This is a genomic window from Winogradskyella sp. ECml5-4 (assembly GCF_036903175.1).
GTDB classification, from domain to species: Bacteria; Bacteroidota; Bacteroidia; order Flavobacteriales; family Flavobacteriaceae; genus Winogradskyella; species Winogradskyella damuponensis.
The window spans coordinates 17514-37280 of sequence record NZ_JAYJLF010000019.1 but is presented as its reverse complement, the minus strand read 5'-3'; the positions used below and the strand labels follow the sequence as shown (position 1 = coordinate 37280).

Sequence of the window (19767 nt, the reverse complement as noted above, 5' to 3'; positions counted from 1 at the left end):
TATCTTTGCAGCCATTAGTAAATCTTTAATTTACTATTAAAAATTGCATACATGTCTTTCAAAAAATTACATCCTTTATTAAAAGAGTCTTTAGAAAACGCTGGTTATGAAACTTCAAATCCGCTTCAGAAAAAAGTATTACCCATTTTAAAAGGGGGATCAGATGCTTATGTCATTGCACCAAAAGGAAGTGGTAAAAGTACGGCACTCATAATTACTGCTATTCATAAATTAAAAGCAGCTGCTTATGAGGATTCTCCGCGTGCAATTATTGTTGCAAAAGATAAAGCTGATGTTCTAAAATTAATGGAGGAGTATGAAAGATTTACCAAAAACACAGATTTAAGAATTTATGCGCTTTATGATGAATACGATATTGAAAAGCAGAAAACAGAAGTGTATTATGGGCAAGATATTGTAATCGCAACTCCGTCTCGTCTGAGTAAACTTTATTTTTTAAATGGAATTCATTTAGGAGAAGTTCAGCTATTTGCTATTGAAGATGCCGATTATTTAGGTCGAAATAATGCTTATAATCATATTTTACGATTATCAGAGAGTCTTAATAAATGTCAGTTTGTAATTATTGCAGATGATATGAATTCTAGAATAAAGAACTACCAAAATGCTTTTATGAGTAATGCGCACCTAATAAAGAGCAAATAATATAAACGATGAATTAATTCCGAGAGGACATGAGCAGAGCTGCGTTATGGCGCATTACAAGGTCATCATCCAATGACGCTTTAGTTTTCTAAACTTTTTTAATTCACCTCTAAGAATAGGTAAATAATCCCTTCCATTACTATTCGATTTTTCTAACCGCCTACAATTACTATATAACCGAGTGGTTAGGCGATCTAAACTTTCTAAATGTTTACTTTTTTTGTGAGAACAACGTTCTTGTTCTGCGCTAATAATTTGAGGCGCCAGATTAGTAGATTGCTGTATAATATCTCCTGTAAAATAAATATGTTCATCCTCTGAACCATCAGCATTCAAATATGATAAATCTTGATTGAGGTAGGTTGAAATACTTCGTGAAAGTACAATAATGTCCATAGCCTTTTGGTAAACAGGCAATTCGGAAAAATGCGATGGTAGGTGGTAACTCATAATTTTAATAGCAATACACACGAATTTAAGCACTAAAAATGAAATTGAACTTTAATATTTAAAGTCGTTTTGTATATTTACTTTAATATTGATGTTATTTTACCTTAGTTTCTTTAAATGAATATAGATAATTTAAATTGGAAGATTTTAAAGTGCTTGCAAGAAAATGCACGTATGTCTAATGCCGAAATCGGAAGACGTGTAGGTATTAGTTCGCCTGCGGTTTCTGAGCGTATAAAAAAAATGGAGGATGCCGAAATTATTCAAGGTTATACCACTTTTGTGTCTCCTTTTGAAGCGGGTTATCAACTCAAAGCTTTAATTACATTACGTGCATTTATGGGAATGCTAAAACCGTTTTTGGTTAAGGTTAAAACTTATGATGAGGTTGTGAATTGCTACCGAATTACAGGAAATGAAAACATTGTAATGGAAGTTGTTCTAAAAAATCAAAAACACTTAGAAGCTTTTATAGATCAGCTTATAACATACGGAGAAACAAAGACTCAAATTGTGCTGTCTCATGTTATAAAATACAGTGAAATAAAACCTGTAAAATAAGTGTTTTAGGTAAATCTAAATTTATCTGTTTTTATCTATATGTTTAGTAATCCGTTTCGCGTGTATTCTAGAGTTTTCAATAAACCATTTATGGGTTTCTTTTCCTCCGCAAATCACTCCGGCTAAATAAAGTCCCTTTACATTAGACTCCATGGTTTCTGGATTGTAATTTGGAATGGATTTGCCATCTTTTGAAAAATCAATTCCAGCGTTTTCTAAAAATTCAAAGTTGGGTCTGTAGCCTGTTAATGCAATAACGTAATCGTTAGCTATTATTTTTTCACCTTCAGGAGTATTTATAATAATTTCGGAAGGTTTTATGCTTTTAATTTCAGAATTAAAATAGGCTTTAATACTTCCTTCTTCAATACGGTTTAAAATATCTGGTTTTACCCAATATTTTACGCGTTCTCCAATGCCATCACCTCTAACAATCATGGTAACGTTTCCGCCTTTTCTATAAATTTCTAAAGCGGCATCTACAGATGAGTTACTGGCGCCCACAATGGCAATGTTTTGTAGCGAAAAAGGGTGTGCTTCTTTGTAATAATGAAACACTTTTGGTAAATCTTCACCTTCTACATTTAAGAGGTTAGGGATGTCATAAAAACCAGTCGCTATAATAACATTTTTAGCATTGTATAATGATTTGTTAGATTGAATAGTAAACCCGTTTGGTGTTTTGTTGAGTTCTGTTACCTTTTCATAAAGATGAATCTTTAATAAGTTAGAAGTACTAACACGTCTGTAATATTCTAAAGCTTCGTTTCGTGTTGGTTTGGGATTGTTACTGATAAAAGGAATGTTGTCAATTTCCAATTTTTCAGACGTTGAAAAAAAGGTCATGTTTAACGGATAATTAAATAATGAGTTGGTTAAAGCACCTTTCTCAAGTACAACATAATTTAAGTTTCGCCTTTTACATTCTAAAGCACAGGCAATTCCTATTGGGCCTGCTCCAATAATTAAAACGTCTAAATCTAATTCTTTCATAAGTGTTTAAAATTACATTTAAAGTAGATAATTATAAAATGTATACTATTAAATATCTCATAAAACTAAAATGAAATTCTATATGTTGTATTTTTGAAGTTTAAATTAATTTGAAATGAAGAATTTGGTATTGTTTTTTTTGGTCATCTTTACGTTTGGTTGTTCTGAAAGTAAAAAAAGGATTGTTGACGAAACGCCATTTCAGAAAAAAATGAATGCAGAGTTTAAGGATGCTTCAAAATCTCCCTTAAAAGCAAAAGATTTAAAAACATTTGAAGGTTTAGACTTTTTTAAATTTGATTCTACGTTTGTTGTAAAAGCGGTATTAAAACGTACACCAGATAGTGAGTGGTTTAATATGAAAACAACAGATGATAGACTTTCTAAGGAGCGTATTTATGGTGTTGTAATGTTTGAAATAAAAGGACAATCATTTCAATTAAACGTGTATCAAGGTGAAGAATTAATGCAGACGGAAGGTTTTGAAGATTATTTGTTTTTACCTTTTTTAGATCAGACCAATGGAGATTCAACTTATGGAGGGGGGCGTTATTTAGATTTAAAAATACCTGATGGAGATACTTTAGAAATTGATTTTAACAAAGCCTACAATCCAGCTTGTGTGTACAATGAAAAATTTTCTTGTCCAATAGTGCCAAGAGTTAATTATGTTGATATAGAAATTAAAGCAGGAGTTAAGGATTTTGTAAAATAATTACAGAATTTTAGTTTGGTTAAAATAGTTTTTCAACCAAATAATTCTCAAAAACAAGGCCTTTATAATTCTTCTTTTGCTTTTTGATTACGTCGTAATATTTGTTGTCAAAAAAAGGTAAAGCCGTTTTACTTACATCAGATTTAATAACTTCAAAATCATTCATCATAACCTGAGATTCTACAATTCGTAATAATTTTGATCCAATACCTTGACGTTGAAAATCTTTATGAACAAAAAGGCCATCTAAATAATTGCCATTTTTTAAATAGGCAAATCCTACAATGTTATTTTCTATTTCAGCAACAATAAAATAGAGTGTATTAATGCGTTCTTCCCATTGTTCAATATCTTCAGCACCAGAAGCCCAAGTAGCAATCTGTTTTTCTGAGTAATCTTTTGCATTAACATGAATAATAGTATCTCTAAAAATTGATCTAATTTCTAGACTGTCTTTTATTTGTGCTTGTCTAACCTGTATCATTTATATTCTAAAAATGCCACCAAAAGCAATTATACGTTGAAAAAATAAAAAGTGCTGTTCTGCTCTATCTGCAGAATCATTTGTGGTTCTTATATCATTCATGTCTATATAACCACCTTTTGCCTCTAATTGAACAAAAAAGTGTTTATATAAAGTAAAATTTAATCCAACATTAACAGATAAACCATAGCCAGATACATGAAACTCATCGTACCTCTCTTTTTGTAAAAGTGTAGTATTGGTTTTAGGATAAAGCACACCTGCACCCAATCCCTCTGTGATATTTATTTGAAAGGTATCCGTATTTTTAATTCCGAAGATTGAGGATATATCATCGTATCGGGCAAATTCAGTATAGACATAATTAAGACCGTTTGTGTGTTCAAATTTTAATAAATCTGAAGAAACAAATAAGGTTTCGTTATTGTAAACTCCATTGTAGGTGCTTCCTAATTCATCTTCAGGTAAATTGATATAACCATCTGCAGTTCTGTATTTGTCTCGGTTCATTACGTATTTCATGTGGTCTATTCCAAATGAAACCATATAATGATTAGAAATAAAATACCCGAGCTTAAAATTAGTTTGCGGAATAGTTATCCGTGTTGGATTTATATAATCTACATGCCAGCCTTTAGGTTTGTCTTTAGCTGTAGCATCTTTAATTGTAAAGTCGTAATCCTTTCCCTTAAACCTTATATCGGACTTTGAATATGAATCTCTATTTCCGGCCCAACTTATAAAGAATTTACCTTTATTAGAAGACGTGTATTTTGGACTTTCTTGTGTTTGTGCACCTAAGGTTGAATAAAAAAGCGTAACCCCAATAATTAAGGCCCTATTAAAGTTAATTGTCATAAGCTTGGAGTAAAAAAGAGATAGTCACAATCAAATAAGATTGCTTACAAAATATGTCTAGAAAATGAAATTAAAATGAATTGATAGTTTTTCTAATGGCCACCAAATTAGTTAGTAAACCTTCTAGATTATCTAAATGTAACATATTTGCTCCATCACTTTTGGCGTTTGCAGGATCAAAATGGGTTTCAATAAATAGTCCATCTACGTTATTTACAACGCCAGCTCTAGCAATTGTTTCAATCATATCTGGTCGTCCACCTGTAACACCAATACTTTGATTAGGTTGTTGTAATGAGTGTGTAACGTCTAAAACTGTTGGTGCATATTGGCGCATGGTTGGAATACCTCTAAAATCTACGATCATATCTTGGTAGCCAAACATTGTTCCTCTATCTGTAATCCATGCTTTTTCGTTTCCCGCATCTTTTACTTTTTGTACAGCGTGTTTCATGGCTTCAGGACTCATAAATTGTCCTTTCTTTAAATTAACAACTTTACCTGTTTTAGCTGCCGCAACAACCAAATCGGTTTGTCGCACCAAAAATGCAGGAATTTGTAATACATCTACATATTCTGCTGCCATTGCCGCATCAGATGCTTCATGAATATCTGTCACTGTTGGAACATCAAAAGTTTCAGAAACTTTTCTTAGTATTTTTAAAGCTTTTTCATTCCCAATTCCTGTAAAACTATCAATTCTACTTCGATTCGCTTTTTTAAAACTACCTTTAAAAACGTAAGGAATTTCCAGTTTGTCTGTAATTTTTATGACTTTTTCTGCAATACGAAGTGCCATGTCTTCGCCTTCAATAGCACAAGGGCCACAAAGTAGAAAGAAATTATTGGATTTCGTGTGTTTTAATTTTGGGATTGTTATCAAAGCTTTAAACTTAAAATTAAGGTGCAAAGATACGATTATGAATGTTTAGTTGGGACCAAGATTTTTAGTTATTTGTGTTTTGAGTATAAAATTCAGGGCTTTTTTTAATATTTAAAATGCTTTTTTTATACTATTTCGTATCATCCAAAGCGACATTACAAAATTACCAACCACTAAAACACCACCGTAGAAAAGTAGTTTTCTTGCTGTATCTGTCCAATGAATAATATTGAGTAAGTTAAAAAGATAAGCGAGTATTAGGTAAGAAGATAAGCAAACAAAAACAATTCCTAATGAGAAGTTTAGCTTCCTATTAGGCGTAATAAGTTGCCATAAAAAAGGAATTCCAAATAATAAAATAGGATAAGCAGAAATACCTTCCGTTTTATTTATAGTAGTAAACCAATAGGTAATTACCGATAAAAAATAGAGGTAAGGGATAAACTTGGTGAATTTATTAATGGTTTGCATTTGTTAATAATTAAAGGTTTAAATGGGTTTTAAAACTACAGTTATAAACGCCTAATTAACGATTGGTTTTTACAGATAGGCTTTATATTGTAAATCAATTATTTAACTAAAGATATGAACTCAAATTGCTTGATAATTAAAATATAACATTTAATTAACGAAAAAAGCAGAATTAACCGTACATTTGCACGCTTAAAAATCAGCATCAGTTATGGCTAAGATTAAAAATATTGCAATTATTGCGCACGTCGATCACGGTAAAACCACATTGGTAGATAAGATTATGTACCACTGTCAATTGTTTCGTGAGAACGAAAACACAGGGGACTTAATTCTTGATAACAACGATTTAGAACGTGAAAGAGGGATTACAATTACCTCTAAAAACGTTTCTGTTATATATAAGGACACTAAAATCAATGTTATTGATACACCTGGTCACGCCGATTTTGGCGGAGAAGTAGAGCGTGTATTAAATATGGCTGATGGTGTTTTACTTTTAGTAGATGCTTTTGAAGGACCAATGCCTCAAACGCGTTTTGTACTACAAAAAGCAATTGACTTAGGTTTAAAACCTTGTGTGGTTGTAAATAAAGTAGATAAAGAAAACTGTACACCAGATGAGGTACATGAGAAAGTTTTTGACTTAATGTTTGAACTTGGTGCTGAAGAGTGGCAGTTAGATTTCCCTACAGTATATGGTTCTGCAAAGAACAACTGGATGAGTGATGACTGGAAAAATGAAACTGAAAATATTGAGCCTTTATTAGATATGGTCATTGAGCATATCCCTGAACCAAAATTTGAAGAAGGAACAACTCAGATGTTAATTACATCTTTAGATTTTTCTTCATTTACAGGAAGAATTGCTATTGGTCGTTTAACAAGAGGTAGTTTAAAAGTGAACCAACAAATCTCATTAGTAAAAAGAGATGGTTCAATTGTAAAAAGTAAGATTAAAGAACTACATACATTTGAAGGTGTAGGACGTTTAAAAGTAGAAGAAGTACAAACGGGAGATATTTGTGCTATTGTAGGTTTAGAAGGTTTTGAAATTGGTGATACTGTTGCCGATTTTGAAAATCCTGAAGGTTTAAAAACCATTGCTATTGATGAGCCAACAATGAGCATGTTATTTACTATTAACGATTCGCCTTTCTTTGGTAAAGACGGAAAATTTGTAACATCTCGTCATATTAAAGACCGTTTAACTAAAGAGTTAGAAAAGAATTTAGCATTACGTGTTGAAGAAACAGATAGTGCAGATAAATTTATGGTTTTTGGCCGTGGTGTATTACACTTGTCTGTTTTAATTGAGACAATGCGTCGTGAAGGTTATGAACTTCAAATTGGACAGCCGCAAGTAATCATCAAGGAAATTGATGGAGTTAAATGTGAGCCTTTTGAAGAAATGACTATTGATTTGCCAGAAAATGTTTCAGGTAAAGCTATTGAAATGGTTACGATGCGTAAAGGTGAAATGATAAGTATGGAAGCTAAAGGCGACCGTATGGTATGTCAATTTATAGTACCTTCTCGTGGTATTATTGGTTTACGTAATCAATTATTAACTGCAACTGCAGGTGAGGCTATTATGGCACACCGTTTTACAGATTACAAACCGTTAAAAGGTGGAATTCCAGAACGTCAAAATGGGTCTTTAGTATCTATGGAAAACGGACAAGCCATTCCTTACTCTATTGATAAATTACAAGATAGAGGTAAGTTTTTTGTAGATCCAGGTGAAGATATTTACGAAGGTCAGGTTATTGGTGAAAACTCTCGTGGAGATGATATGACAGTTAACGTTACTAAAACTAAAAAGTTGAGTAACGTACGTTCTTCTGGAGCAGATGATAAAGCTAAGATTGTACCAGCTATTAAGTTTTCATTAGAAGAAGCTTTAGAATATATTCAGAAAGATGAGTATGTAGAAGTAACGCCTAACCACTTAAGAATACGTAAAATCTATTTAAAAGAAGTAGATCGTAAGCGTAATAAGAATATGTAATTACAAATTAATTGATAGATTTATAAAAGAGAAATACTGAAAAGTGTTTCTCTTTTTTATTTACATCATAATATTATAAGTTTTGTATATTTACTAAAAAGAATCCAAATGCATCATTTACTTTATTTCGATCCTGGTTTAGGAGCTATGATTATACAAGCTATTATAGCTGCAGTTGCGGGAGTCGTACTCTTTTCTAAGAATTTAATGTATAAGATCAAATTGTTTTTAGGGTTGGCAAAGCCTATGGAAGATGATGTTTTTGATGATATTGAGGTTAAGGATTCAGATACAGAAAACCGAAACTCTAGTGAACGTTAAAAACGCGCATCCTTCTTCATTTAGGGATCCTTCTGGTTATGTTTTTGTGGAGAATGGAAACATAAAAAGAGTTATAAATCCTATATATTTTAAACAATATAAAGCACTAACAGATAGTGGGTTTTATGACGTCTTGTTTAAAAATAATTTATTAATTCCGCATGAAGAGCTTTCAAATACTCCCGAAAAGATAATAATTCAAGCAGAAAAAATTCCATATGTTACGTATCCTTACGAATGGAGTTTCAATATGTATAAAGAAGCCGCTTTACTCACTTTAAAGCTTCAAAAGTATAGCTTAGAACACGGTTTTTCCTTAAAAGATGCTTCTGCTTTTAATATAACATTCCATAAAGGTAGAGCCGTATTTATCGACACATTATCATTCGACTTTTATACTGAGGATTCCCCTTGGAGAGCCTATAAGCAATTCATTACCCATTTTTTTGGACCGTTAGTGTTAGCACATTATCATGGAGCTCAGCAATTAAAATTATTGAGCAATTTTATGGATGGTATTCCTGTAAAAATGATTAGCTCTATGTTACCGTTGAAAACTAAGTTAAGTCCTGTTTTGTATTCTAATATTCATTTATTGGCAAAATTAGAAGATAAGCACAACGAAGATTATAAAGGAGAAGCAAAACAAGCCACCTTATCTAAAAAAGGGCAACTTAATATCATTCAAAGCCTTTACGATTATATAAAAAAAATCGACCTAAAGGAACATTCGGAATGGGGAAATTATTACGATAAAATCAACTATACTAATGATGCTTTTGTAAAAAAATCAGACATTATAAATACTTGGGTAAATACGCTAAAACCAGAACGACTCATTGATGTAGGAGGTAATGATGGTACATTTGTTAGAAAATTAGAGCGTTCGGTTGAAATTGCCTTGGTATGTGATATCGATAATAACGCGGTAGATTTTAACCATAAAACCTCGAAACTAAAAAAGGAGCAATTTATGTTGGCTTTTTTATTAGATGTTTTAAATCCTTCACCAGCCATTGGTTTAAACAATACAGAACGCGATTCTTTTTTAAAGAGAATAGAAGCTTTTGAACCAGATATTGTTTTTGCACTAGCTGTAATTCACCACATGTCTTTATCTGGTAATGTACCTTTTAATGCGTCGGCTAAGTTTTTTAGTTCTTTTTCTAAATATTTAATTATTGAATTTCCGAAACGAGACGATTCTTGGGTACAACGACTATTAAATAATAAAGCAGATTTTAAACATTATTTTGAATTTTACAATATTTATAATTTTGAATCTTCTTATTTAAACTATTTTGAACTTGTAGAGAAAAAAGAAATCCAAAACTCTGAACGTGTATTGTATTTACTGAAAAAGAAATGATTTCAAAAATAACAGGACCAATTCAAAATTTTTTAAAGAATAGTAAGCAATACGCTACTCTTGTGGTTGTAGCTGCTGGTTTGTATCCGTTTTTTCAGTATTACAACAATAATTTAGCCATAGCAGCATCATGGCAGCAATTGTTGTTTATTGCAGGTATTTGCATTGTATTACCACTGGTGTTACGCTTTATTTGGTCCGTTTGTTATAAAATGAAGCTTTTTAAACCGATGAGACCTTATGGTTTATCTATCTTAAATAGTGTTATGTTTTTTGGGCTTATAGGTTTTTTAGTATTAAGCCTAAATAGAAAAATGTTACTTCTCCTTTTGATAATCGCATTTGTATTAGGTTTTGTAATTGCAAAACACCTCAAAAAAATAGTTGCAATCCAGATGTTACTTGCTGTAATCAGTATGATTGGTTTAGTGCCAAAATTAATGTTTGAAATGCAACAAGACAACAGCACTTGGGCAAAGCTATCTCCAGAAGAATTAAATACAACATTTGTAAAAACGCCTAATATTTTTGTAATTCAACCCGATGGCTACGTCAATTTTTCAGAAATAAACAAAGAACCATATCGTTATGATAATTCCGTATTTGAAGCTTGGTTGGGATTAGAGGGTTTTACTAATTACAGTAACTTTAGAAGTAATTACTACTCAACATATACTTCTAATGCATCGATGTTTACCATGCAACATCATTACTATTCTAATACAGATAAAGCAACCTTAAAAACGCATGGTGCTAACAACGCAATTATAGGTGAAAATAATAATGTGCTAAACATTCTTAAAGCGAACAACTATAAGTCGCACTTAATAACCGATAATTCCTATTTTCTAATCGATAGAGAACCGATGTTTTTTGATTATTGTAATATTAAACCTTCTCAAACTTCATTTTATAAAAGCGGTGTCCTCCATGATGTCGATATGTTGTCTGATTTTAAAACTGTTTTAGATACCTTATCAAAATCTAAAAATTTCTTTTTTATTGAAAAAACCGTTCCAGGTCATATAAGCCATAGAAAAGATATATCTGAAGGTAAAGTTATAGAGCGAACGAAGTATTTAGATAAATTAGAAATAGCCAATGATTGGTTAAAATCAATCGTATCTCAGATAAATCAATTTGATGAGCAAGCCTTAATTATTATTGTTGCAGATCACGGTGGATATGTTGGTCTAGATTATACTTTGGAGTCTATAGAGCGAAAGCAAAATAATTTAGAAATCAAATCGGCATTTAGTAGTATGTTAAGTATAAAGTGGCCAAAAGATGTTGATTCAGAGGATTTAATGTATAAATCTAATGTTAACTTGTTTAGATATATATTTTATACACTAAGTAAAAATGAAGATTTACTTATTAATTCTGTAGCGAATTCTAGCTTCTTACCTTTAAAAGAAAGTGGAAGTGCTAATTACTACGAATATATTGATGATAACGGGAGATTTGTTTTCAATAATTTGACAGACTAAATAGTTTAGTTAACTTATATTGATAACGTAATAAGTTATTGAGTTTAAATAAATGTAATATAAAACTAATTCTAAAAGTTTTTATTTACAAGAACTCCTATTTTAAACAATTACCCATCATAATTAATATCACTCGTAGTTTTTTATTTACCTTAGTCTCCAATTAAAAAGCAAAGATTATTTTCTCAGTAAAAAAATACCAACCAGCGTTACAATCAGAATGGGATGCGTTTGTGAAAACAGCAAAAAATGCAACGTTCTTGTTTCAGCGCAGTTTTATGGATTATCACAGTGATCGTTTTGAAGATTGCTCTATATTGATTTATAAAGAAGATAAACTTTATGCATTGTTGCCTGCAAATGTTGTAGGTGATACAGTGATTTCTCATCAAGGATTAACTTATGGGAGTTTTGTGCTTCAAGATACATCCAAGTTTTTCTATGCTTTTGAAGCTTTTAAAACTATGCTAGCTTTTTATGAAAATGAAGGCTTAAAAATATTGGAAATTAAGGTGATTCCAACTTTTTATAATAAAATGCCATCAGATGAATTAGATTATTTTCTCTATAAAGCAAATGCTAGACTAATTAAGAAAGATGTTTTAATGGTTATTGATTATGCTCATAAATTACGTTTTCAAAAAAACAGAAGAGAAGGCATTAATAAAGCCATAAGAGCAAATTTAGAATTAAAAGTTGATTCTAATTTTGCTGGGTTTTGGAATGAAGTACTAATTCCTAATTTAAAAAGTAAACACAACATTTTACCTGTACATACATTAGAAGAAATAGAATTATTAGCGTCACGTTTTCCAGATAATATCAAACAAGTAAATATTTATAAGGATCATAAAGTGGTTGCAGGCACAACCGTTTTTTTAACCGAAACCACAGTGCATCCGCAATATGTTTCTGGTAATGTGGATAAAAACTCATTTGGAAGTTTAGATTTAGCGTACGATTATATTATTAATAAAATGTGCGAGGATAAACGTTATTTCGACTTTAATATATCAAGTGAAGATAATGGTCTAAAAATAAACGAAGGTCTTATCTTCTGGAAAGAAAGCTGTGGTGCTCGTAGCCATACTGCAAATACGTATATTGTTGAAACAGCAGCTCATAAGTCGCTTCAAATAGTAAAAGCATGATTTTAACTTTTATTATACTGAATAAAAAATAATGCTATTTAATTCCATAGATTTTGCAATTTTTGTACCCATTGTATTTATACTATATTGGTTTGTTTTTAAGTCTTTAAAATCTCAAAATGTTTTATTAATAATTGCCAGTTACGTGTTTTATGCATGGTGGGATTGGCGTTTTTTAGGACTAATAATAGTAAGTACTTTAATAGATTATAGCATTGGTTTAGCAATTGAAAAACAAACCAATTTAAAATCTAAAAAGGCTTATTTAACTTTGAGTATTTTACTAAATCTAAGTATCCTAGGTTTTTTTAAATATTATAATTTCTTCATAGAAAATTTCAATGCTGCTTTTCAGCTTTTTGGAAGAGATTTAGACCTCAATTACCTCAATATTATTTTACCTGTAGGTATCAGTTTCTATACGTTTCAAACAATGAGTTATTCTATAGATATTTATAGAAACAAAATAAAGCCAACAACTAATCTAGTTGCATTTGCTTCGTTTATTTGTTTCTTTCCTCAATTGGTTGCAGGTCCTATAGAACGTGCTTCGAGCTTTTTGCCTCAAGTAGAAAAGCGACGTGTGTTTAATTATATAAAAGCCACAGATGGGTTAAAACAAATACTTTGGGGACTTTTTAAAAAAATGGTAATTGCAGATAATTGTGCTGTTTTTGTAAATGATATTTTTGAAAACCATGCTAATTATTCAGGGAGTACGTTGTTGTTTGGCGCTTTTTTGTTTACTATTCAGATTTATTGTGATTTTTCGGGATATTCAGATATTGCTATTGGAGTGTCAAGATTGTTTGGATTTAACTTGAAGAAAAACTTTGCTTTTCCATATTTCTCTAGAAACATAGCAGAATTTTGGAGGCGTTGGCATATCTCTTTAACAACATGGTTTAAGGACTATTTTTATATTCCTATAGGTGGAAGTAGAGGAAGTAAATGGATGCAATTACGCAATACCTTTGCTATATTTTTAGTTATTGGTCTATGGCATGGCGCACATTGGAAATTTGTTGTTTATGGATTTATTAATGCCTTGCATTTTGTACCTTATATTATTAAAGGTAAAAACACAAAGTATACGTCAGTTATTGCAAATAATCGGTGGTTTCCTGATAGTAAAGAGCTGTTTGGTATGTTTCATACCTTTCTGTTTTTAGTTTTTGCTAGGATTTTCTTTAGGGCAGATTCATTGACAAGTGCAGTAGCGTTTTTGTCTGGTATTTTTTCATTTTCAGTGTTTAGTCTTCCAAATTTATCTAATGCTTCTGATGCTCTAATATTGTTAATTCTGATAGCATTCTTTTTTATGATTGAATGGATTGGTAGGGCTAAAGAACATGCTTTGGAACATATTTTTTCAAGCTATAAAAGACAATATCGTATTGCGTTTTATTATGTATTAGTGTTTCTCATCTTCTATTTCAATGGTGAAGAACAACAATTTATTTACTTTCAGTTTTAGATATGAAAAAGTTCATAATATATACCTTGTTTTTTATATGTCCTGTGATAATCATAATTATTAGTATGGAACTTTCGTTACGACAAATTCCTAATGATTATAAATTAAAAAGCGAACAAATAGAATTAAAAAAGGAAGCTGTTGAGACGCTTATTCTTGGGAGTTCTCATAGTTTGTATGGTATTAATCCAGAATATTTTTTAGACGAAACCTACAACTTAGCTCATGTTTCGCAAAGTATAGATTTAGATTATTTATTGTTGCAGAAATATATAGACGAATTGCCTAAACTAAAAACGGTTGTAATACGTTTGTCATATACCACATTGCATGAACAACTTGGTGAAACTAAAGAAGCATGGAGACTTAAGGATTATAATTTATACTATAACTTAAAAGTGTCTAATAAGTTGAAATTTAATAGTGAAGTACTTAGTGTAAAGCTAGAAAACAACCTTAAACGTCTTAAGAATTATTATATTAAAGACGAAGTACCTATATCTGTAGAGAATTCTGGTTGGGCTTTTTTAAAGAAGTCTAATGGAGGTAAATCTTTAAAAGAATTAGGGCAAATAGTTGCGCAGAAACATACTGCGGAGGATGATAATTTAGTTATAGAAAATATCGAGTATCTAGAGAAAATAGTTAATCTCTGTAATGCTCAAAATGTTAAAGTGATAATTGTTACCTTGCCCGCCTATAAAAGTTACATAGCGCACTTAAATAAGGAGCAATTAGATAAGGTAATTTCAACGGGTTTAAAAATGGATAACAGCTATAATAATTGCAGTTATTTAAATTTAATGTCAAATGAAAGCTTTAATACAGATGACTTTTACGATGCAGACCATTTAAATACAAATGGTGCAAAAAAGTTAAGTTTGTTTTTAGATGATTTTATAAAACAAACTTATAATTGATTACTTTAGAATATGATTAAATTCCTAGACCTACATAAAATCAACAACCGTTTTCGAGATGAGTTTCAAGCATCTTTCAGTAAATCCTTGGACGATGCTCATTTTATATTAGGTAATAATGTCTCTAAATTCGAAAATGAATTTGCTACTTATTGTGGAACTAAACATTGTTTAGGTACAGCAAATGGATTAGATGCCCTCACATTGATATTAAAAGGGTATATACGTCTCGGAAAATTAAAAAAAGGAGATAAGGTCATAGTACCTGCAAATACTTTTATTGCCACAATTTTGTCGGTTTTACATGCCGAACTTATTCCTGTTTTAGTTGAGCCTAATTCTGAGACTTATAATATCTCAGTAGAGACTGATCACAGCTTATTTGTAGAAGCTAAGGCTGTTATTATGGTACATTTATACGGCCAATTAGCTTCGGTTGAAGCATTACAGCAAATAGCGTCTGATTTTAACTTATTGCTCATAGAAGATGCAGCTCAAGCACATGGAGCAATTTTAAATTCTAAAAAGGACAGTTCAACTTCAACTTCAATTTCACCTAAAGCAGGTAACCTTTCAGATGCCGCAGCATTTAGTTTTTATCCTAGTAAAAACTTGGGTGCACTCGGAGATGGAGGAGCAGTTACAACCAATGATTCAGAACTTATTGAAGTTATAAAATTGCTACGTAATTATGGAAGCGAGGAAAAGTACACCAATAAAATTGTGGGATACAATAGCCGTTTAGATGATATGCAAGCAGCTTTTTTAAGTATCAAACTGAAAACTTTAGATAAAGACAATCAAAGACGACGTACAATTGCAAAAGCTTATTTAAAAGGAGTTAATAATTTAAAAATTAAACTTCCGTTTTACGATGGCTCTCAGAATCATGTGTTTTATGCATTTGTTGTTGAGGTTGAGGATAGAGCAGATTTTACTAAGTTTTTAGATCAAAATGCTATTGAATGGTTAATCCACTATCCAATTCCACCACACCAGCAAAAAGCCTTGCAAACATTTTCGTATTTTAATCTGCCGCTTACAGAAAAGATTCATAAAAGAATTATAAGTTTGCCAATAAGTCCTGTAATGACAGATAAAGACATTCAAACTGTTATAGACATTTTAAATATCTACTAATTGAAAAAGCTTTTTAATTACATAAATGACGAAGTTTTAGTAAAGGCTGCGAATTTAAATATGGCTAATCTTAGTCTTAGGATTATTGCCGGAATTTTAATTTCTAAGTTCATAGCTATTTACATAGGTCCACAAGGTATGGCCCTTATTGGGAATTTACGAAATTTCTTAAGTGCCATTCAATCCTTAGCAATTTCAGGTCTTTACAAAGGTGTCGTTAAATTTGTTAATGAATTTAAAGATAATGCAGTTGAGCTTACCAAGACTTTATCTACAGTATTTTACTTCGGATTCTTTTCTTCTGTGTTTTTGGCTTTTGTATGTTATTTCAATGCAGGCTTTATAAACGATATTATATTTTCTTCAAACTACAACTATATTTATGTCATTGAAACCTTGGCGATTGTCTTACCGTTTTATGCTTTAAACATGTTTGCGTTTTCCATTATGAATGGGTTTTCTAAGCATAAATTTTTACTGCTTATTAATATTCTTAGTCAAATTTTAGGGCTTTTAGTGACTTTAATTCTTATTTATCAAGAGAATATTGATGGCGCATTATTGGCTATTGTTATAACACCAGCATTAAATTTACTTATTACTATTGTAGGTATCGCATTCAGAAAAAGCTTAGTGTCTTCAATTAAGATTACTCAAGTAAGTTTGTCTATTTTAAATAAACTGAGCCCATATATGATAATGGCTTTGGTTAGTGCTATTGCTTTACCTATTGTTATGATTATAATTAGGAATTATCTCATTGATGAGGTAGGAATAAAATCTGCTGGATATTGGACAGCGATGACTCGAGTTTCAGATTATTATCTCATGTTTATTAATTCGTTAATGGCACTGTATATTTTACCTCGATTTTCTGAAATCAATTCAAAAACAGCATTTAGAAAAGAAGTTTTTAGCTTTTATAAAACCATAATGCCTGTGTTTTTAGTGTTGTTACTTATTATTTACCTTAGTAGATCTCTGTTAGTAAACTTATTGTTTACTGAAGACTTTAAACCTGTTGAAGATTTATTTGGTTACCAAATATTAGGAGATATTGCACGTGTACTTTCTATGGTTATTGCTTACCAATTTTTGGCAAAAAAGATGTTTGCTCACTTTCTTATTTTAGAAGTGTTCTTATTTGTTGTTATGTTTTTTTCTAGTATTTATCTTATTGATGAATTTGGACTTAAAGGCGCAGTAATGGGACACTGCTTAAGCTATTTTATGTACTTTGGAATAATACTATTACTTTTTAGCAGTTCTTTGTTTGGGGTTATTACCGAAGAAGGCCTAGATAATTAATAAAAACCAACAAGTGAAGCTTCCAAAATTTATTAGTAATAATATAGTGCTTAAGATTACATCACTTAATGCAGTGGTTATTACTATTAGGTTAATAGTTTCTGCATTTATTCAGCGTTTACTTGCGGTTACTGTTGGAGAAGCTGGTTATGCTAGTATTGGTCAGGTGAGGAATGTTTTAGCAATGCTCACAAGTACATCTACCTTAGGAACATTTAATGGTGTTGTAAAGTATGTCGCTGAATTTAAAAACAATCAGCCAGAACTTTCAAAAGTATTTTCAACTGTAACCATTTTTGCTATAATTGGTTCCGTTGTTTCTGCAGCTGTTTTATTTTTTGGGGCCTCGTATTTGTCCAACTACCTTTTTCATTCTCAGGAGTATATTTATATTTTTCAGTTATTAGCGGTTATTGTGCCTTTTGTTGCTGGAAGCCGTGTGGTTAATGCTGTAGTTAGTGGTTTGTCAGATTATAAACGCTATGCTAAAATAGAACTCATTAGTTATCTTTTAGCAACCGTTGCTGTTGTTATTGGTTTATATACTTCAGAATTAAAAGGAGTAATTATAGCCATTGTACTAGCACCAGTGATTCAGTTAGTTGTTTTGGCATTTGTATTTGGAAAAACGTTAAAAACCTATGTAAAGTTTAAGTCTTTAACGCTTAGCCTTATTTATAAAAATAAGTTATTGGCATTTACATTAATGTCTTTTATATCTTCATTTTTGTTGAATTATATAGAGTTGAATATAAGAACCTTGGTCACAGATGAAATAAACATTAATGAAGCTGGGTATTGGACCGCAATTACATTTATTTCTAAAAACTATATGGTGTTTGCCACAGGATTATTTACGCTGTATGTGTTACCAAAATTCGCGAGTATCCATAATAAGCATGAGTTTAAGATTGAAGTACTTAATATTTATAAAACCATTTTGCCAATTTTTGGACTGGGAATGCTTTTAGTTTATATTCTGAAAGATTATATTATTCTCTTTATCTACCCAGATTTTACAGGAATGAAACCTTTGTTTAAATGGCAATTATTAGGTGATTTTGTAAGATTAGGCGCCTTAGTCTTATCCCATCAGTTTTTAGCTAAACGACTCGTAAAAAGTTTTGTGTTTACTGAAATAATTTCTCTAGGATTGTTTTTTGTATTGTCAAAAGTGTTTATTCAGTACTATGGTACAGAAGGCATTGTTATTGCGCATTTCGTAAGGTATATCATCTACTTTATAGTCGTAGTTTTTGTAATTAGAGGTTATTACAATCAAACGGCCTCAAAAACGGAGTAGTTTCAAATATGATTTTGCCACGTTTTTAGGTAATTCTCAGCACAAGTTTTATAATCATGATGTGTTTCTACAAAGCGTCTAGCTTGTATCGAAATTTCAAGAATTTTTTCAGGATTAAGAATTAACCACTCTAATTTAGTTGCAATGGTTTTAGCATCTGGTAAAGCGTTTATAGCAATAGTATCTTCTTTAATATTATAATACTCTAGCCACTCTTTTTCTGCACCTGTAAAAACAACTTTCCCTTTGGACATAGCTTCTAAAGCATTAAACCCTTGATCGTAAGCATAAATTTGATCGAGCATTATATGTGCTTCGTTATAGGTTTTTATGTATTCGTTATAAGGCAAGCTTCTTACAGTTATAATTTTTATTTTATCTGCATATTTTTGATTTATAATCGCTAAGGCTTCTTCAAAAATATCATTCCCTTTTTTGTAATAGTTATTTGAATTTATACCATGAAATATGACGATTTTATCTTCAATTTTTAATGGTTTAAACTCTAATTGTTCCGTGTTTATCGGATTTGGAATGAGTCCCAAATATTTAGGATGATTTAATAGAGGTAAATGATAATCTAAATCGGATGCTATAACTCCAACGATAGATTTATAAATATGATGGTGAAGTTCTACAAAATCGGGCTCTAAATATTTTAAACCATAAGAGCTTAAAATTTGATCTTTTCCATTTAGATAAGGAGTTAGAATTGAATATCTAAATTTTTTATCGTACGCATATTTCACACTTATGTAATCGGTACCACAAGACAATAGGAAAACGTTTTTATTCCAAGTTGAAATTAAATCGAAAATCTCTTTTTCAATAGTGGCAGTACATAAAAATGAGGCTTCATTAATAAATTGAACAACATCAAAATCACTGAGTTTGGGTTTCAGATTAATGATTTGTTTTTTAATTTGAATTGATTCAAGGTCAATTTTAGTAAATCTATAAATAAGATTTTTGAATGTTCTTAGAAATCCTTTTTCATATGTTTTATAAATAGGGAAGTCCACATCATAATTCTTAAAGCCATCTTTTGCAGCCACAATTGTAACATCATGGTTAAGTAATTCTAATCCTTCTTTTAAAGAATTATGAAGCCTGCTATATTCGCCAACCAATAAAATTTTCATACGTTATAACTTGTAATTTTAATTTATGATAGAACACCTTCTAAATACTCTTAC

Annotated in this window: 20 protein-coding genes; 13 read left to right on the top strand and 7 right to left on the bottom strand. The window is 30.9% G+C overall.

Features of this window, described 5'->3' with window-relative positions; genetic code table 11:
• Positions 1–51: 51 nt before the first annotated feature.
• On the top strand, positions 52–666 hold the full coding sequence (locus tag VDP25_RS16055; RefSeq protein WP_334471471.1) for a DEAD/DEAH box helicase: 615 nt from the start codon (positions 52–54) through the stop codon (positions 664–666).
• 54 nt (positions 667–720) lie between these two features.
• Here VDP25_RS16055 and VDP25_RS16050 read toward each other — a convergent pair whose 3' ends face one another.
• Complete coding sequence (locus VDP25_RS16050; protein ID WP_334471469.1) at positions 721–1116, bottom strand: hypothetical protein; 396 nt, start codon at positions 1114–1116, stop codon at positions 721–723.
• A gap of 117 nt (positions 1117–1233) precedes the next feature.
• Between VDP25_RS16050 and VDP25_RS16045 the strand changes: the two genes are divergently transcribed.
• Positions 1234–1677, top strand: coding sequence for an Lrp/AsnC family transcriptional regulator (locus tag VDP25_RS16045; protein ID WP_215924536.1), 444 nt, complete (start codon positions 1234–1236; stop codon positions 1675–1677).
• 21 nt (positions 1678–1698) lie between these two features.
• Here the strand turns inward: VDP25_RS16045 and VDP25_RS16040 are convergent, their stop codons facing one another.
• Positions 1699–2670 carry a YpdA family putative bacillithiol disulfide reductase gene (locus tag VDP25_RS16040; RefSeq protein WP_334471467.1) on the bottom strand — a complete coding sequence of 324 codons (972 nt, stop codon included), beginning with the start codon at positions 2668–2670 and terminating at the stop codon, positions 1699–1701.
• A 115-nt stretch (positions 2671–2785) separates the two neighbouring features.
• Between VDP25_RS16040 and VDP25_RS16035 the strand changes: the two genes are divergently transcribed.
• Positions 2786–3385 (top strand): DUF1684 domain-containing protein, encoded by a 600-nt coding sequence (locus VDP25_RS16035; protein ID WP_215924534.1) that lies wholly within the window; start codon positions 2786–2788, stop codon positions 3383–3385.
• A 19-nt stretch (positions 3386–3404) separates the two neighbouring features.
• Here VDP25_RS16035 and VDP25_RS16030 read toward each other — a convergent pair whose 3' ends face one another.
• The 4 genes from VDP25_RS16030 to VDP25_RS16015 all read right to left on the bottom strand — a co-directional run bounded on the left by VDP25_RS16030 (position 3405) and on the right by VDP25_RS16015 (position 6081).
• Positions 3405–3869, bottom strand: coding sequence for a GNAT family N-acetyltransferase (locus tag VDP25_RS16030; protein ID WP_334471464.1), 465 nt, complete (start codon positions 3867–3869; stop codon positions 3405–3407).
• Positions 3870–4727, bottom strand: coding sequence for a hypothetical protein (locus VDP25_RS16025; protein ID WP_334471462.1), 858 nt, complete (start codon positions 4725–4727; stop codon positions 3870–3872).
• A 70-nt stretch (positions 4728–4797) separates the two neighbouring features.
• Entirely contained in the window at positions 4798–5601 is an 804-nt protein-coding gene (gene kdsA / locus VDP25_RS16020) for a 3-deoxy-8-phosphooctulonate synthase (RefSeq protein ID WP_334471544.1), read from the bottom strand.
• Between the two features lie 120 nt (positions 5602–5721).
• Positions 5722–6081: a hypothetical protein gene (locus VDP25_RS16015; RefSeq protein WP_215924531.1), complete on the bottom strand. Its 360-nt coding sequence runs from the start codon at positions 6079–6081 to the stop codon at positions 5722–5724.
• A gap of 211 nt (positions 6082–6292) precedes the next feature.
• Between VDP25_RS16015 and typA the strand changes: the two genes are divergently transcribed.
• From typA to VDP25_RS15965, 10 genes are all read left to right on the top strand, one after another.
• Entirely contained in the window at positions 6293–8092 is a 1800-nt protein-coding gene (gene typA, locus VDP25_RS16010) for a translational GTPase TypA (protein WP_334471458.1), read from the top strand.
• 108 nt (positions 8093–8200) lie between these two features.
• Positions 8201–8413, top strand: a complete 213-nt coding sequence (locus VDP25_RS16005; protein WP_334471457.1) for a hypothetical protein — start codon at positions 8201–8203, stop codon at positions 8411–8413.
• A complete protein-coding gene (locus VDP25_RS16000; protein WP_334471455.1) occupies positions 8403–9782 on the top strand; it encodes a class I SAM-dependent methyltransferase in 1380 nt (459 codons plus the stop codon). The genes VDP25_RS16005 and VDP25_RS16000 overlap by 11 nt, the downstream gene beginning before the upstream one ends.
• Positions 9779–11272, top strand: a complete 1494-nt coding sequence (locus VDP25_RS15995; protein WP_334471454.1) for a hypothetical protein — start codon at positions 9779–9781, stop codon at positions 11270–11272. Before VDP25_RS16000 ends, VDP25_RS15995 begins: the two co-directional genes overlap by 4 nt.
• A 233-nt stretch (positions 11273–11505) precedes the next feature.
• The gene (locus VDP25_RS15990; RefSeq protein WP_334471452.1) at positions 11506–12423 is read left to right on the top strand and encodes a GNAT family N-acetyltransferase; all 918 of its coding nucleotides are present in this window, start codon (positions 11506–11508) and stop codon (positions 12421–12423) included.
• Between the two features lie 31 nt (positions 12424–12454).
• The gene (locus VDP25_RS15985) at positions 12455–13900 is read left to right on the top strand and encodes an MBOAT family O-acyltransferase (protein ID WP_334471450.1); all 1446 of its coding nucleotides are present in this window, start codon (positions 12455–12457) and stop codon (positions 13898–13900) included.
• A 2-nt stretch (positions 13901–13902) separates the two neighbouring features.
• Positions 13903–14820, top strand: coding sequence for a hypothetical protein (locus tag VDP25_RS15980; RefSeq protein ID WP_334471448.1), 918 nt, complete (start codon positions 13903–13905; stop codon positions 14818–14820).
• A gap of 12 nt (positions 14821–14832) precedes the next feature.
• Positions 14833–15960 carry a DegT/DnrJ/EryC1/StrS family aminotransferase gene (locus VDP25_RS15975; protein ID WP_334471446.1) on the top strand — a complete coding sequence of 376 codons (1128 nt, stop codon included), beginning with the start codon at positions 14833–14835 and terminating at the stop codon, positions 15958–15960.
• Positions 15961–17268 (top strand): O-antigen translocase, encoded by a 1308-nt coding sequence (locus VDP25_RS15970; RefSeq protein WP_334471444.1) that lies wholly within the window; start codon positions 15961–15963, stop codon positions 17266–17268.
• Between the two features lie 13 nt (positions 17269–17281).
• The gene (locus VDP25_RS15965) at positions 17282–18571 is read left to right on the top strand and encodes an O-antigen translocase (RefSeq protein WP_334471442.1); all 1290 of its coding nucleotides are present in this window, start codon (positions 17282–17284) and stop codon (positions 18569–18571) included.
• Positions 18572–18573: 2 nt separating this feature from the next.
• Here the strand turns inward: VDP25_RS15965 and VDP25_RS15960 are convergent, their stop codons facing one another.
• The gene (locus VDP25_RS15960; RefSeq protein ID WP_334471440.1) at positions 18574–19713 is read right to left on the bottom strand and encodes a glycosyltransferase family protein; all 1140 of its coding nucleotides are present in this window, start codon (positions 19711–19713) and stop codon (positions 18574–18576) included.
• Positions 19714–19767 lie beyond the last annotated feature (54 nt).